This is a genomic window from Bradyrhizobium sp., from assembly GCF_036009065.1.
In the GTDB taxonomy this organism is placed as follows: Bacteria; Pseudomonadota; Alphaproteobacteria; order Rhizobiales; family Xanthobacteraceae; genus Bradyrhizobium.
On record NZ_DASYMN010000328.1, the window covers coordinates 1 to 14,159 of the forward strand.

Genomic DNA, 14,159 nt, shown 5'->3' on the forward strand with positions numbered 1-14,159 from the left:
ACGCGCCAGAGCGCGTTCGCGAATATCTTCCGAATAGGGTCGCGTCATCCATGCTGGCCCCCTGTTCCCAGCATGAAGTTTGAATCAGAAATCCGCTCCAATTGGAATCCCGATTCTGGTAAAAAACAACATGCTCTAGCGGATCGAAAACTGCACCGGGATGCTGAAACTCATCGACGCCCGCTGCAACTCAGGCGGCATCGGCGGGAACGGCTGCGCGCGACGGACCATCGCCAGGGTCTCACCATCGAGAGAGGGGTGACCCGACGACCCCGCAAGACGGCTGCCGAGCACCTGCCCGCTTCGGCCGAGCGTGAAGCTGAGGCGTGAGGTGCCCTGTTCGCCGGCAGCTCTTGCACCGGATGGATATTGCTTGAAGCGCTGCAGATGCGCGGCCACGCGTTGATTATAGGACGCGAGCGCCGCCGCTGAAGTCGCGCCGGCGGTGGCAGATGAGGGTGCGAGCGACGCCCGGCGTTCCGCCTTGGGCGGGGCGCTGGTGCGCGGAGCCGGTGATGTGTCAACCGGTTTTTTTACCTCGGTACGGAGCGGCTTCGGCTTCACCGGAATCGGCTTCGGCTTCACCGGAATCGGCTTCGGCTGGTCGGGAACGATTTTGGCCGGCTCAGGTTTTGGCGGCGAAGGCTCTACCTTCTGCTCAGGCGGTGCCTCGACGACGGGATTTTCCTGCGGCGGCGTCGGCGCGAGTTGCTCTTCAATCGCCTCCTGTTTCGACGGTTCAGGTGGCGGCGGTGGCGGGTCGGCCTCGCGCATCTCCGGTCCCGGCAGAAGATCCAGCGGCTGCACGCTAGGCGCCGCCGGCGCCGACGGCGGCGCAAGATCGATCATGATCGTCGGAAGCGCCACGCCTGGAGGCGGCGCACGCGTATACCAGGCCACGCCGAGCGCAATCAGCGCGGCATGAAGTGCGGCAATGATCGCGGCCGACGCGCTCCAGCGGACCATTGCGGCACGATCATCGAATTCGTGCAGAACAAAGGCATTCATGTCGATCAGGTCCGCCCGTCGAGGCCGACCAGCGCGATCTTGAGATAGCCGGCGTTACGAAGGAGATTCATGACCTCCATCAGGTCGCCATAGCTGACGGTCTTGTCGGCACGCAGATAAATGCGCTCGTCCTTCTGGCCCTTTGTCGCGGTGTCGAGCGTTGCGGCAAGCGCGTCGCGTACAATGACGTCCTCGCCAACCGCAATCGACAGATCCGGCTTGACGGTAACGTACACCGGCTGGTCCGGTCGCGGCTGCGCCTCCACGGCGCTGGCGGGCAGATCGACGCCGAGATCGACGGTGGCGAGCGGCGCCGCCACCATGAAGATGATCAGCAGCACCAGCATCACGTCGATGAACGGCGTGACATTGATCTCGTGGGCTTCGGCGAGATCATAATCGCCGCTACGCGCGCGTATTCCCAATCGGGCAGCCATCGTGCTACTCCGCAGCGCGTGCGGCGCGAGGCGCCCGCCGGCCGCCTTCAAGACTTCCGTGGCGGCTGATCAGCAGCAGCACCTGCGCCGAAGCGTCGCCGAGCAGCGCACGATACGCTGCGATCGAACGCGCCAGATAATTGTAGATCACGACCGCAGGGATTGCCGCGACCAGGCCGAGTGCCGTCGCCAGCAGTGCTTCGGCGATGCCCGGCGCGACCACGGCAAGGTTGGTCGTGTGCGCCTCGGAGATGCCGATAAAGGAATTCATGATGCCCCACACCGTGCCGAACAGTCCGACAAAAGGCGCGGTGGCGCCGATGGTCGCGAGCACGCCGGTGCCGCGCGCAATCCGTCGCGACATCGCAGCCTCGACCCGCTCCAGCCGCAGCGCGATGCGCTCCTTTAAGGCGTCATCGATAATGCCGTCGGACAGCGCGGCTTCGCGCGCCGCGGATCGAATGATCTGCGCGACGGCATCCTTTCCATCCAGGCTGTCACGCTCGACGTCCGCCAGCGTGGTGTCGCTTTCGAGCAGGCCGAGGTGGCGTTTAGCAGCGTTGGTGGCGCGGCGAAGTTCGATGGTCTTGGCCAGCCACACCGTCCACGTCGCCAGCGACGCAAGGGCGAGGCCGATCATTACCGCCTTCACCACGATGTCGGCATTTACGAACATGCCCCACGGCGACAGATTGCGCGGCAGCAATACGGCATCGGTTGCAGCGCCGGCAGCGGCTGGCCACAAGGCGATGGACAGCGCGGTCAAGGCGCGGGCCTTTCGGAAATACCGGGCTTTCGCATTCATTTTTGTTCGCCGCATCGTCAGACTTTACAGAAGATGACGAAGTCTGTGCGGCTTTCTTTGGGCGAGAAATCCGCTTGTGCATCGCCGCGGAGAGCCAGCTATAGCTTCACCCGGATGCCCGCATAGACGGCGAAGGGCTGGCCCGGAACCTCGGTGCGCTGGTCGGTCAAGACGATCGGCAGGCCCGCCTTCGCCGTTCCCTGAGGCTCGAAATAGGTGCCGAACAACGCGTATTTGTTGTTGAACAGATTGTTGACCACGGCAAACAGCGTGACGTTCTTGGTCGCCTGATAGGAGGTGTGAAGGTTCACGACCACGTAACCTGGCAGCTTCGGGTTCTGGTTGGCATCGTCGCCGACGAAGAATTTCGGTCCGACGGCGACCATGTCGCCACCGACTTTCCACTCCGGCGTGACCAGGTACTCCGCGCCGGCCTTGAATTGATGTTGCGGAATGCCGGGAATGCGGTCGCCTGTAACCACGTGGATGTTTCCGTCGGGGTCGGCCATCGGATTATTGGGTGAGGCAATATCCGCGGTGAAGCGATAAGTCGCGTCGATGAAGCTGTAGCCGGAATACACCAGCCAACGGTCCGATTTGTATTCGGTGGAGAGTTCGGCGCCCTGCCGCCGGGTCTGCGGAACGTTCTGGAAGAATCCGCGTCCCTGGATGAAGCTCGCCAGATTGACGATGTCGTTATCGCTGTCGGTGCGGTACAGGCCGGCTTTCCACTGCAACGACCCGCCCCACAACGGCGCCGTACCGCGCAGGCCGGCTTCATAGGTGTGGCCGACCACCTGCTGCAGCGGCGGATCGGACACCAAAAAGCTTTCCAGCAGGCACGGCTTGGTGGGGTTGGAGCAACCAAGCTCCAGCGGCGTCGGCGCGCGGTTGGACTCCGAATAGCTGCCATAAGCGGTGATCCACGGCGCGATCTTGTAGGTTGCGCCGACCACCGGATTGAAACGCGAGAAGGTCGAGTCGCTGTTCAGATCCGGACTCGTGCCCATGACGTCCAGTACCGAGATCTTGGCGATGTTGTAGCGCCCGCCGGCGGTGGCGGCGAGCTTGTCGGTGATGTCGAAGGTGTCGGTCGTGTAGATTCCGTAATAGGTGTTCTTGGTGTTGATGCCGACCGGCGTGTAGCCGACATTGCCGAGCGTGTGGATGATCGAGCCGTTGCCCGGGATCGCCGGATTGATGCCGATATTCAGGTCCGGCGAAATGAAGCCCAGCGTGCTGTTGGCGTTGAACGCCGAGTTGCCGTTGTCGATGCTGGCCCCGAACACGAAATGATTGCCGTGGCCGAAAATCTTGTCGTCGTTGGTCGCCTGCAACGATCCGCCGAACGTCTTCGATTGCGTATCGGTCCGGTCGATCGTGCCATAAGGCACCGTCGCGCAGGTATTTCCTGCACCGGCCGGGCACGGAATCGGCTGGTTATTGGCATTGAGGATCACGAACTGGTTGCGAAACGCCAGCGCGGCCGCGCCGACAAAGGGCACCGGGCGGGCAAATCCGTCATCTTCAATACACAATGATCCCGGGAAGGAAGAAGCGGCGCTGCAACGTTCAATGTCGGCATCGTTGCCGTCGACATGGGTCTGGTGAAACAGGCGGGTGTACAGATTGCCTTGCAGCGACCAGGTGTCGGTCAAGGCGTATTTGCCGTTGACGCCAACCGTCGCCATCTCGTTCCTGGTTGTCTGCGGGGTGGTATAGATCGAGTTCCAGCTTTGATTAAGCAACTGGATCGGGGTCGCGGCGGCGACGCCAAAGGACGTCGACGCCAGCGAACTGAAGATGTGAAATTCGGCGCGGTCGTCGCGCCAGCCGACGTCGCCATAGAAGCGGCCGAGATTGGCCGGCGACGCTTTCCGCCAGCCATCATCGTGAATGGCCTGCGCTGCAATATAGCTGCTCCAGTTTCCCGACTGAGCGCCATATTGCATGGCCCCCTGAACGCGCCCGTAAGATCCGCCTTGCAGTTCCTGCTCAAAGCCCTGCCAGGTAAAGCCGTTCTTCATCTGCAGGCTGATCGCGCCGCCGAGCGCATTGAGGCCGAAGACCGGATTGCCCGTGAGGACGTCGGCGCGCTGGATCGCGTTGGTCGGGATCAAATCCCAGTTCACCGTATCGCCGAACGACTCATTGATGCGGACGCCGTTCATGTAAACCGCGAGGCCTTGCGGCGTGCCCTGCGCCGGCGAAGCAGCGAAGCCGCGGTAGCGGATTTCCTGCTGGGCGCCGTTGCCATTGGGATCGGAGAGCGTAACGCCGGGAATACGCCGGAACAGCGTGTCCGTGGGGTTAGCCGAATAGGTGCGCTGGAAATCGGCCGCATCGACCGAAGAGGTCGTGGAGGGAATCTTGTCGCGATCGACGCCTGAGCCCTGCAGCGGCGTGTTGGCGATGACCTGAATTGCAGGAAGCTCCTGTTCCTGTGCAAGGGCCGTAGCGGACAGTGCCGCGATACAAATAGCCGCCATTGGGTACACAACCCCGAATGCACGTGCGATACGCGACAAGCAATTTCTTGCAGCTGGCTTTTCACTGCGAACCATGGGCGCCCACCCTTCCTGACGGTTTCGTCGTTGTACCCGACGAAATTCGGCAAGTTGCCTCAAAGACTGTAGGAGCGGCGCCGATCAGGCAAACAAAAAACAACCACACCAAGCGGGAATGATTGTCCCGGGATTCGGGAAAAATTCCCGATTTGGTAAAACTTGACGGACAACGGACCCGACGAAAAAAACCGTCCGGAGCGGCTGCCTCGGACGGGGAAAGTCAACGTGGTAGCAGCACAGCGCCGCCGATTGAAACGTATCACTGCGCGCAGAATTGGAAAAACAGCACGCTTTGGGCGGGAATATTTCCCGGGCGGGGCGAACCCTGCGCACGATAGCGCGATCGCGAAGGGGTGACAGGTTTCGGCAAAGACCCTAAGCGCACACAAGACCTCCCTCTCCTCTTCACAACCATTATAAGTTGTGAGACGTTGGGAAATTGCTGCAGCTGGACATATTAGGCATGTGATTATCGAGGTATGGTATTTTTTCGCGCCGCCGACAGTTGTGCGACAGGCGGGGACTACCTTGGCAGCGGTGTCCCTGATGGGTTGCGCGCAGGTCGCTAAGGGTCGGCCAAGTGAGGCACGCGCCGAACGAATGAAGATGGTCGCGAAGGCCATTCTGGAATCAGACAGGTCTTGGACGCCGGTTTTTTCACCGTCGATACGTTTGAAATCGTTGGATTTGGGATGGAGTAACTTGGTTTCGAGGCTCGCACCTCCGGAGTTCAGCCCGGGTCCTCCAACCTCGAATGCTTGCGGCATGCACCGTTTTCAAATGAAGCTGTTTGATGAGCCTGACAAGCCGGCCAATGAATTCGCGGTGCTGCTTGATCCGCAGCCGGCAGGCGATCCGGTGAAACCGATCCGACATTCTCGCTCGCCTGCGCAGTGTTCGCAGCAAGCCCCGATCACTATGCATAATTAAACGAGGTAAGGACATTCATCGATGCGTAGCCGATATTTGCGCTGGTCTTTGCAGTTGATCGCTTTTGTTCTTTTCATTTCGGCCGCCGCGGCTCAAATGGCTCCTACAGAGCCCGCCGCGATCGACTGGAAGGCAGCCATCGAGGAATACAAGAACCAGGCTGGGGACAACCTCGCAGCGCTACGCAATATCCCGTCGATCAAGGAGCAAGTTGCGCGCGGACGCGCGGTCGACGGGCTCAACCCGGACACCCAGCAGGACCTTGCGACCATCAACGCGCTGATATTCCCAATACGGCCAAAGATTGCATTCGCGGGATCGCCAGTACTACTTCCATTCGATGTCAGGAAGCTGTCCGATGATTTTCTTCGCACCGGCTCATCGCAGGGTGCCGAGAAATCGGCGGTGTATTTCGGCAAGTTCAAATCCCTGGCGTTTCACCCGGGACCCTACGGTTATCGCGCCTATTTTGGACTGAAAAATAGTTCCACGGTCATGGTTTCGGGATCAAGCCTCTTCTACAAGATCCCCAGTATAGACCCGTTACCCCCGCTAAAGCCCTGCGCGGACTTCATCGCGGATGCGAGAAAGGCAAGCTCAAATGCGAACGCGCGAAACAATTCCTTCAAAGACCTTGAACAATATGAACGCGATATTGGCGAAACCGGGGCTGGGAACTTCCGTGACATCGAGGCCGCTGTACCCTGCACGTTTGCAGGGGCATTGGTGGAAGTGAATATTCTTTGTGACGAGGTAGGCGATCCGGATTGCCACGTGAAGGATTTGGCTCTGGAGATCATCGCCAGGCTGACGTTTGTCGGCGGCGCGCCACGCGGTCAGCAGACCGCCAAGGTTAATGATCCGATACAGCGACTTGGCAAGGAAGTAAACGATCTGGCAAACGCGGTCAAAAGCAGCGGAAAAGCAATGAAGATCTATGGCGACCCCGGGGACATTATTCCGTTTTCAGGTGTTAAGGGTGCAGGCGGATCAAAGGACAGTAACGTATACGGCCCCATCCTATTTCCAACTGACATGTCTGCGGTCGGCCAAACGGTGGTTTATCGAATACACGAAGAGTGTCAGGAGGGAGAAACAGACGGTGGGACCTCCTGCAAAACGCCGGACGGGTTCACGATTGCAAAAAGTGCGCCGGACGAATGGAGAGATAATTTTTGCGAGATGAGGGCAACGGGGACTCTGTTTACGTGCCCCGAAGGCAAAGGCCACGCAGGCCAAGACATGTGGGGAGAAAAGTGGAAGGATTCTACGATCAAACATCCGCTACGTGCTGCGCTGGACGCTATCGCATTCCGCCGGTTCCCGACGCAGCCCGCCGTGACTTTGTCAGACGTGAATGGCTCGAACATCGATTACATCTACAGACATATGAAACCGACTGAGCTTGACGCGATCATCGGTACGGCTGGCCCACATGAAGTGAAGCGGGGCTGCATTCTTGCCCACGCTGATCGTCTTATGAGGGTGGAAAAGAACGGGCCTCTGTCGGATGGGAACGTTCGATTTGGCGCGACGGCCATACATCTCCATTTCGAAATCCGCGTTCCGACACGCGCCGGTTACCAGAATGTTTCGCCATACCAAACCATCGTGCACGCGCATCGTGCGAGCGCCGCCGGCGTGGACACGTCCAAGGCGGAAAACGGTCGATGCGCGAAATCATAGGGAGGATTGCGCGCGACGGCGCCAGTGCCCCCTCGCAAGAGTAATGCGTCACGGCGCGAGCGCCAGGGAGCGAACGATATTGGAATCGTTCCCCCTGGAACAAGCCGGACGGCTCGGAATTAACGCCTTATGAGCAAAGAGAAACCCGGCGACGATCCGCGCCAGCAAACGGACGAAAAGAACACCAAGCAGACCGACAAACCGTGGAATGGCCCGGTCGAAAAAGAACAGCGGTCCGACGGCGCGCCCAAGCCTGATTTAGAGAAGTGGCACGATACCAACACTCACTGAGAGAGCGAGACAATGGCCGTCAATCGGCCGCCCGGTATGGCGTTTGCGCCATAATACCGCGTTTCAGCCGCTATCCCGCAAAACCAGTTCAAAACCGAGATCGACATGGCGCGGCCCGCTGCGCGTCAGCATCAGCTTGGCGGCGGTGCGGCCGATGGCGTCGCCATGAACGCGGATGGTGCTCAGGCTCGGGGCGATCAGACGGCCCATTTCGAGATCGCCGAGGCCGATGACCGCGACCGGCTGCCGCGCGGCCGTGTCGTTTCGCAATAATCCGGCCGTTCGCAAGCCGCACATGAAGCCGATCGCATGTGCATCGTTGGCCGCGAACACGGCATCGACGCCGGGCAATTCCGCCGGCGCGGCAACACTGCCGGAGGCGTTGCGGTCCAGGATCAACCGGCGCGGGGCTTTCGCCCCAGCAGCTTGCGCGGTGTCGTCGAATCCATGCCATCGGCGTGTCGCGCGCGGATCGTCGCCGCCGATGAACGCCAGGCTTTGGCGGCCTTGCGCCAGCAGATGCCGCGCGACCGCGCCGCCGGCGGCATAATTGTCAAATCCGGCGACGGCGTCGAGCGGCGCGGCCGGAAGATCCCAGGTCTCCACGATCGGAATACCGGCACGCCGCAGCAGCCGCGCGCCGTCATCCGTCGCCGGCGAGCCTACCATGATCAGCGCCTCCGGGCGCCGCGACAGCAGCGCCCGGAGCATATGATCTTCGCGCGCGGCATCATAACGCGACTGCGCCAGGATCACGGCATAGCCGAGCGGCTCCAGCTCATCGGACAGGCCCTGCACGGTGTCGGCAAATATCGAATTGGCGATCGTCGGCACCAGCACGCCGACCGAGCCGGTGCGGGCGCTGGCCAGCGCGCCGGCCACCTGGTTTCGCACATACCCCAATTCCCGCATCGCCGCCTCGACCCGCCTCCGGGTTTCCGGCGCGACGAGACCGGGCAGGCGCACAACGCGGCTGACGGTGATCGCCGATACGCCGGCCAGTCTGGCCACGGCGGATAGCGTTGGCACGGATCGCAGCTCGTCAGATTCTGGGGTGCTCATCAAAGTCAACTTAGCCAATGCAGATCAGGAATACACGATTCTGCCTTGTCTAAGGCAAATGACAGCGCTAACATCAGTCATGATAGCGCAACCAGGAGACGACCGGTATGATTTCTGAGAAGGATGTGCAGACCTACAAACGCGACGGCGTCATCGTGGTGCCCGAGGTGCTGGACGCGACGACGCTCGGCCAGGTGCGCGCTGTAATCGGGGAGCTGGTTGCGGGGTCGGCCAAAATCCTCGAACACACCGATGTCTATGACCTCGAGCCCGGCCATACTGCGGAAAGCCCGCGGGTGCGCCGGATCAAGACGCCGCACAAGGTGCACGCGCTGTTCGACCAGATTGTGCGGTCCCCGGCCGTGCTCGACATCCTGAAGAAGCTGCTGGGCCCGGGCTTACGGCTGCACGGCTCCAAGCTCAACATGAAGTCGGCGCAATACGGCTCGCCGGTGGAATGGCATCAGGACTGGGCGTTCTATCCGCACACCAATGACGACGTGCTCGCCATCGGCGTGCTGCTGGACGATTGCGACCTCAGCAACGGACCGATGCTGGTCACCCCCGGCACGCATACCAGCGAGGTTTGGAACCATCACGGCGAGGACGGCTGCTTTGCCGGCCTGATCGACCCGGATCTCATCAAGAGCGAAATCGAACGCGCGGTGCCCTGCATGGGCCGCGCCGGCAGCATGTCATTCCATCACGTCCGCGCCCTGCACGGCTCGGCCATGAACACGTCGGACCGGCCTCGCAATCTGCTGCTGTACGAGGTCGCGGCAAGCGACGCCTGGCCGCTGATGGGCGTGAAGGATTTCGACGAGTTCAACAGCCGCCTGCTGTTGGGCGATCCGGTGCTGGCGCCGCGCATGACCAACGTTCCGGTGCGGATTCCGCTGCCTCCTGCAAAGCGGCAGGGGTCGATCTACGAAACCCAGTCCGCGGCGAAGAAATCCTATTTTACCCGCGCGGCATGAGCTTTGCGACCGCACCCGCGTGATGCGCGGGTGCTCGCGACAAGCAATGACAAAAAATCAAAACGGGGAAACGATGACGCAGATCATATCCGATAGTGCCGATCGCTCGCGCCTGCGCGTGATCCTTGCAGCCAGCATCGGCTCCGCGCTCGAATGGTACGACTTCTTCCTCTACGGCACCGCCGCGGCGCTGGTGTTCGGGGAGTTGTTCTTTCCCAAAAGCGATCCGGTGGTCGGCACGCTGCTGGCGTTCCTGACCTTCGGCGTTGGCTTTGTGGTGCGGCCGCTCGGCGGCATTCTGTTCGGCATCATGGGCGACCGGTTTGGGCGAAAACCCGTGCTGGTGGCGACTTTGCTGATGATCGGCGTCGGTACCACGCTGATCGGCCTGCTGCCGACCTACGCGCAGATCGGCTACTGGGCGCCGGCACTGCTGGTTGCCATGCGCGTCGTGCAAGGATTGGGAGCCGGCGCCGAATATGGAGGCGCGGTGATTTTCCTTGTGGAGAATGCGCCGCCCAGGCATCGCGGCTTCTGGGGCAGTTTTGCCCCGCTCGGCGTATCGGTCGGCAATCTGCTCGCGGCCGGCGCCTTCGCGCTCGTCACCCTGCTGCCGCGCGAGGATCTGATGTCATGGGGCTGGCGGTTGCCGTTCCTGGCGAGCTTCCTGCTGATCATGGTCGGCATCTACGTTCGCCTGAAGATAACGGAAACGCCGGTGTTTACCGAAGCCGTGGTCGCGCGCGGCAAGATCGAACGCAATCCGGCGATGGAAGCGCTGAAGCGGCATCCGCGGAATTTCTTCGTGGTGCTCGGGGCGCGGCTGGCTGAAAACGGCCTCGGCTATCTGTTTCCGGTGTTCGGCCTCAGCTACGTCATCACCACGCTGGGCGTGCCGAAGGCCGATGCCCTGAGCGCGCTGATGCTCGCCTTCGTCATTGAACTGTTCACGATCGTGGGCTTCGCCTCGCTCTCCGACCGCATCGGACGGCGGCCGGTCTACATCTTCGGGGCGCTGGCCGGCATCGTCTGGGCCTTCCCGTTCTTTCTCCTGGTCGGCACCAAGGAATGGATCTGGATCGCGGTCGCCTTCATCGGCGCACGCGCCGTGGTGACGGCGGCGATGTTCGGACCGCAGGCCGCCTATTTCGCCGAACTGTTTCCACCACAGCGGCGCTTCGCCGGATTCGCCTTTGCCCGCGAACTGGGGTCGCTGCTGGCCGGCGGACCGGCGCCGTTCGTGGCGGCGGCGCTGGTGGCCGCGTTCGGAAGCTGGTGGCCGGTGGCCTGCTACGCGGCCGTGCTGGCGGCGTTGACAGCCTTCGCGGTCTGGTGCGGTCCGGAAACCTATGAGGAAAGCATCACGGTCGACAACACTGCCGACGGCGTCGCGATGCGGGCAGCGGCGCCGTTGCAGGCTTAAGGCCATGAGGACGAAATCTTAACGCCGGTTGAAGGGCTTAAGCTGCATGCCCGGCTGCTGGCGCCGGAATTGACGAGTCTTGCGGCAAACTCGGGCGCGTTGCGGCGAACTGAAGGCAAGCCGCGGCCTCGCAGCGCGCCGGCGGGACGAAAAAGCGCGCCGTGTGAAGTGGTTAGGCCGCCTGGCGCGGCGTGCAGCCGCGCACGCTCCCGGTTTTTTCAAGCGGCACGGGCAAGTCGCCCCTGTCCGCCTGCCGCGAAGATGAAAACCGTCGTTCTAGTTCACGGAATTCGGACTCGCGCCTGGTGGCTGTGGCTGTGACCTGTCGTCATTGCGAGCGAAGCAAAGCAATCCAGACTGTTGACACAGACTGGATTGCTTCGTCGCTGCGCTCCTCGCAATGACGACAATCACGCCGCGAGCACTTCGCCGATCCGGCTTCGAATGAGCTCGCGTTCTTCGCGGCCGGTGCCACCGTCAAAGCTGACATCGTAGGCGATCATCGCGGGGCGCTTCATCACCACGATGCGGTCGCCGATCTCCAGCGCCTCGCTGATCGAATGGGTGATGAACACGGCGGTCTTGCCGTTTTCCTTGACCAGCCGGACGAATTCCGCGCGCAGCCGTCCCGCGGTCGATTCATCCAGCGCGGAGAATGGCTCGTCGCAGAGCAGGAGTTTGGCGTTGGTTGCAAACGCACGCGCGATCGAGACGCGCTGGCGCATGCCGCCGGACAGCGCGTGCGGAAAGTCGTGCTCGTGGCCGCCGAGCCCGAGTTTTGTAAGCCACAGCTGCGCGGTCTCGCGCCGCTCGGCCGCGGGCAGATCCAGCATCTCGAGGCCGAGCTCGACATTCTGGATCGCGCTTCGCCATGGCAGCAGCCGGTCGTTCTGAAACACGATCGCGATTCTGCCGCGAAACGAATCGAAATCTGCGAAGGGATCGCGTCCGTCAACGCGCACCGTGCCGCTGGTCGGCTCGGTCAAGCCCGCGATCATGTTGAAGATCGTCGATTTGCCACAGCCGGTCTTGCCGAGCAGCGCCAGCATCTGGCCGGGGCGAACGTCGAGATTGAGGTCGTCCACCGCCCGATATGCCGTATCGGTGCCGACCTTGCCGAATACCTTGGATACGCGGTCGAGGTGAATAACGGCCTCGGCGTCGGTCATATCGCCCGCTCCGACACGGCGCGATAGCGAAATACCGTATTTTCAACCAGCGTCAGCGCGCCCTGCACGAGCAATACGAAGAACACCAGCTGCAGCGTCCAGGCCAGCGCGCCAGCCATGTCGAACAGTTGCTGCTGCTGCAGCAATTGATAGCCGACGCCGCCGGTGGCGCCGACCAGCTCGGCGACCACGACGACGCGCGAGGCGTTGCCGAGATTGACTTTCCACGCCGTCAGAATGTCCGGCAGGATCGCCGGCGCGATCATCACCCGGAACAGTTTTGCCCGGGTCGGGCGGAAGCTGAATACCATCTCGATCAGGTCGCGCGACATTCCGCGCAGGGCGCCCAGCACCTGAAACGTGAATGCAGGCAGCGTGGTGATCACCATGATGAAGAGAATGCGGAACTCGACGCCATGAAACCAGATGATGGCGAACACCACCCAGGACAGCGCGGGGATGCCCTGGAATAGCGTCAGGATCGGCGACAGGAAATTGTCGGCGGCGCGGGAGCGGAACATCGACAGCGCCAGCGCCCCGCCGATGACGAATGCACCGGCAAGTCCGGCCAGGATGCGCAGGATCGTCGCCAGCACGTCGGCGAACATCGTGCCGCTGGAAAAGATCTCGATGCAGCGCCAGAACACGTCGATCAGCGACGGAAACAGGAAGCGCGGAAAGAACAGCGAAGCGAATTGCCAGAGCAGGATCACCACGACGAACGGCAGCACCGACGACCCGACCCGTTTCAGCGCCGCGAGCAACGCGATTGCCAGCGGCGATAATCCGGCTTGGGGCGCGGTCTCGCTCATTTGCCCGGCGCCCGATAGATCGTCGAAGCGGAGGGATCGGTGGGCAGGAAGGCGATCGATTTTCCCGCCGAATAGACCAGGCTGATTTCCTTGGCCACGTCGGACGCCCACTGCACATTCATGCCGAGCCGGTCATTGGCGCGAATGAGTTCGGCGATCGCTTTGTGGTCGTCCGGCGTTCCCTTCGGCAAGATCAATTTGGCTGCGTCCTCGGGATGCGCCGTGACCCATTCGGACGCTTCCTTGTACGCCGCGTACAGTTTCGGGATCAGCTTCTGGTTCTTTTCGGCCCAGGCCACGTGTGCGGCGACGCCGAGATAGGGAATATTGCGACTGCCGGTGAACTTCTTCCAGCTGTCGGCAATCGCGATGTCGATGGTTCGCATGTCGCCCTTCTTCGACAATAGCGTGGTATAGGCCGGCTCCCAGAGCTGTACCGCCGCTGCGCGATCCGCCAGCGCGTAGCCGATCAGGCCCGGGGTAGCGGTGTTGATCACCGAAAATTTCGCGGTATCGGCGCCGAGCTGCCGCGCGAACCAGTCGAACATCACCCAGTTGGTGGTGCCCTTGGCCGCCGCGACCTCCTTGCCTTCGAGGTCCTTCAGTGTCTTGACGTCCGGCCGCGATGTCACGACGGCGCCCCAGAAATCGAACAGGTTGAACAGATAGGTGACCTTGACGCCGCGGACATCGGCAAGGCCGACCGTCAGCAGCGATGCGCTGCCGCCGAGCTGGAATTCGCCGGAATTGAACTGCGCGGTGTAGGCATCGGGCGTGCGTTCCTCGAACTTGATCGCAAGGCCGTTCTTCTCGTCCAGCTTTTGCGCCTTGATCACCGGCGGCAGAAACGCGCCGAGCGAGGGCGGGCCGAATATCACGATGGACAACGGCTCCGGCGCTTGTGCACGGGATGCCGCCGGGAAAACTGCCCCGATGCAAACAAGGATCGCGAAAATTCTGTTCATGACCACTCTCCGGATTCCTGCTGTCTC

General features: G+C 61.8%; 13 protein-coding genes. 5 read left to right on the plus strand and 8 right to left on the minus strand.

Annotated elements, in window-relative coordinates:
* Positions 1 to 135 precede the first annotated feature (135 nt).
* The 4 genes from VGP39_RS20280 to VGP39_RS20295 form a co-directional block, all read right to left on the minus strand.
* A complete protein-coding gene (locus VGP39_RS20280) occupies positions 136 to 1,008 on the minus strand; it encodes an energy transducer TonB (RefSeq protein ID WP_327569878.1) in 873 nt (290 codons plus the stop codon).
* Positions 1,009 to 1,013: 5 nt separating this feature from the next.
* Entirely contained in the window at positions 1,014 to 1,445 is a 432-nt protein-coding gene (gene exbD, locus VGP39_RS20285; protein WP_327569879.1) for a TonB system transport protein ExbD, read from the minus strand.
* A 4-nt stretch (positions 1,446 to 1,449) separates the two neighbouring features.
* Entirely contained in the window at positions 1,450 to 2,250 is an 801-nt protein-coding gene (gene exbB, locus VGP39_RS20290) for a tonB-system energizer ExbB (protein ID WP_327569880.1), read from the minus strand.
* 98 nt (positions 2,251 to 2,348) lie between these two features.
* Complete coding sequence (locus VGP39_RS20295) at positions 2,349 to 4,739, minus strand: TonB-dependent receptor (RefSeq protein WP_327569881.1); 2,391 nt, start codon at positions 4,737 to 4,739, stop codon at positions 2,349 to 2,351.
* A 543-nt stretch (positions 4,740 to 5,282) separates the two neighbouring features.
* On the opposite strand from VGP39_RS20295, the gene VGP39_RS20300 reads away from it, so the two are divergent.
* The 3 genes from VGP39_RS20300 (at position 5,283) to VGP39_RS20310 (ending at position 7,724) form a co-directional block, all read left to right on the plus strand.
* Positions 5,283 to 5,747 carry a hypothetical protein gene (locus tag VGP39_RS20300; protein ID WP_327569882.1) on the plus strand — a complete coding sequence of 155 codons (465 nt, stop codon included), beginning with the start codon at positions 5,283 to 5,285 and terminating at the stop codon, positions 5,745 to 5,747.
* A 21-nt stretch (positions 5,748 to 5,768) separates the two neighbouring features.
* Positions 5,769 to 7,433: a hypothetical protein gene (locus VGP39_RS20305; protein WP_327569883.1), complete on the plus strand. Its 1,665-nt coding sequence runs from the start codon at positions 5,769 to 5,771 to the stop codon at positions 7,431 to 7,433.
* Between the two features lie 129 nt (positions 7,434 to 7,562).
* Positions 7,563 to 7,724 carry a hypothetical protein gene (locus tag VGP39_RS20310; RefSeq protein ID WP_327569884.1) on the plus strand — a complete coding sequence of 54 codons (162 nt, stop codon included), beginning with the start codon at positions 7,563 to 7,565 and terminating at the stop codon, positions 7,722 to 7,724.
* Positions 7,725 to 7,787: 63 nt separating this feature from the next.
* On the opposite strand, the gene VGP39_RS20315 is transcribed toward VGP39_RS20310, so the two are convergent.
* Entirely contained in the window at positions 7,788 to 8,753 is a 966-nt protein-coding gene (locus VGP39_RS20315; protein ID WP_327569885.1) for a LacI family DNA-binding transcriptional regulator, read from the minus strand.
* A gap of 140 nt (positions 8,754 to 8,893) precedes the next feature.
* On the opposite strand from VGP39_RS20315, the gene VGP39_RS20320 reads away from it, so the two are divergent.
* Together VGP39_RS20320 and VGP39_RS20325 are read left to right on the plus strand one after the other, a co-directional pair.
* Positions 8,894 to 9,763: a phytanoyl-CoA dioxygenase family protein gene (locus VGP39_RS20320; protein ID WP_327569886.1), complete on the plus strand. Its 870-nt coding sequence runs from the start codon at positions 8,894 to 8,896 to the stop codon at positions 9,761 to 9,763.
* A gap of 73 nt (positions 9,764 to 9,836) precedes the next feature.
* Complete coding sequence (locus VGP39_RS20325; RefSeq protein ID WP_327569887.1) at positions 9,837 to 11,186, plus strand: MFS transporter; 1,350 nt, start codon at positions 9,837 to 9,839, stop codon at positions 11,184 to 11,186.
* Between the two features lie 410 nt (positions 11,187 to 11,596).
* Here VGP39_RS20325 and VGP39_RS20330 read toward each other — a convergent pair whose 3' ends face one another.
* The 3 genes from VGP39_RS20330 to VGP39_RS20340 are packed head-to-tail and all read right to left on the minus strand — an operon-like array spanning position 11,597 to position 14,132.
* Positions 11,597 to 12,355, minus strand: a complete 759-nt coding sequence (locus tag VGP39_RS20330) for an ABC transporter ATP-binding protein (RefSeq protein WP_327569888.1) — start codon at positions 12,353 to 12,355, stop codon at positions 11,597 to 11,599.
* Positions 12,352 to 13,167 (minus strand): ABC transporter permease, encoded by an 816-nt coding sequence (locus tag VGP39_RS20335; protein ID WP_327569889.1) that lies wholly within the window; start codon positions 13,165 to 13,167, stop codon positions 12,352 to 12,354. Before VGP39_RS20335 ends, VGP39_RS20330 begins: the two co-directional genes overlap by 4 nt.
* Positions 13,164 to 14,132 carry an ABC transporter substrate-binding protein gene (locus tag VGP39_RS20340; RefSeq protein WP_327569890.1) on the minus strand — a complete coding sequence of 323 codons (969 nt, stop codon included), beginning with the start codon at positions 14,130 to 14,132 and terminating at the stop codon, positions 13,164 to 13,166. Before VGP39_RS20340 ends, VGP39_RS20335 begins: the two co-directional genes overlap by 4 nt.
* Positions 14,133 to 14,159: the final 27 nt, after the last annotated feature.

Excerpts from the sequence above, each read along its gene's own strand:
- VGP39_RS20280 (WP_327569878.1), bottom strand. The coding sequence starts at position 1,008 with ATGAATGCCTTTGTTCTGCACGAATTCGATGATCGTGCCGCAATGGTC.
- exbB (WP_327569880.1), bottom strand. The coding sequence starts at position 2,250 with ATGAATGCGAAAGCCCGGTATTTCCGAAAGGCCCGCGCCTTGACCGCG.
- VGP39_RS20310 (WP_327569884.1), top strand. The coding sequence starts at position 7,563 with ATGAGCAAAGAGAAACCCGGCGACGATCCGCGCCAGCAAACGGACGAA.
- exbD (WP_327569879.1), bottom strand. The coding sequence starts at position 1,445 with ATGGCTGCCCGATTGGGAATACGCGCGCGTAGCGGCGATTATGATCTC.
- VGP39_RS20330 (WP_327569888.1), bottom strand. The coding sequence starts at position 12,355 with ATGACCGACGCCGAGGCCGTTATTCACCTCGACCGCGTATCCAAGGTA.
- VGP39_RS20305 (WP_327569883.1), top strand. The coding sequence starts at position 5,769 with ATGCGTAGCCGATATTTGCGCTGGTCTTTGCAGTTGATCGCTTTTGTT.
- VGP39_RS20340 (WP_327569890.1), bottom strand. The coding sequence starts at position 14,132 with ATGAACAGAATTTTCGCGATCCTTGTTTGCATCGGGGCAGTTTTCCCG.
- VGP39_RS20335 (WP_327569889.1), bottom strand. The coding sequence starts at position 13,167 with ATGAGCGAGACCGCGCCCCAAGCCGGATTATCGCCGCTGGCAATCGCG.
- VGP39_RS20325 (WP_327569887.1), top strand. The coding sequence starts at position 9,837 with ATGACGCAGATCATATCCGATAGTGCCGATCGCTCGCGCCTGCGCGTG.
- VGP39_RS20320 (WP_327569886.1), top strand. The coding sequence starts at position 8,894 with ATGATTTCTGAGAAGGATGTGCAGACCTACAAACGCGACGGCGTCATC.
- VGP39_RS20295 (WP_327569881.1), bottom strand. The coding sequence starts at position 4,739 with ATGGCGGCTATTTGTATCGCGGCACTGTCCGCTACGGCCCTTGCACAG.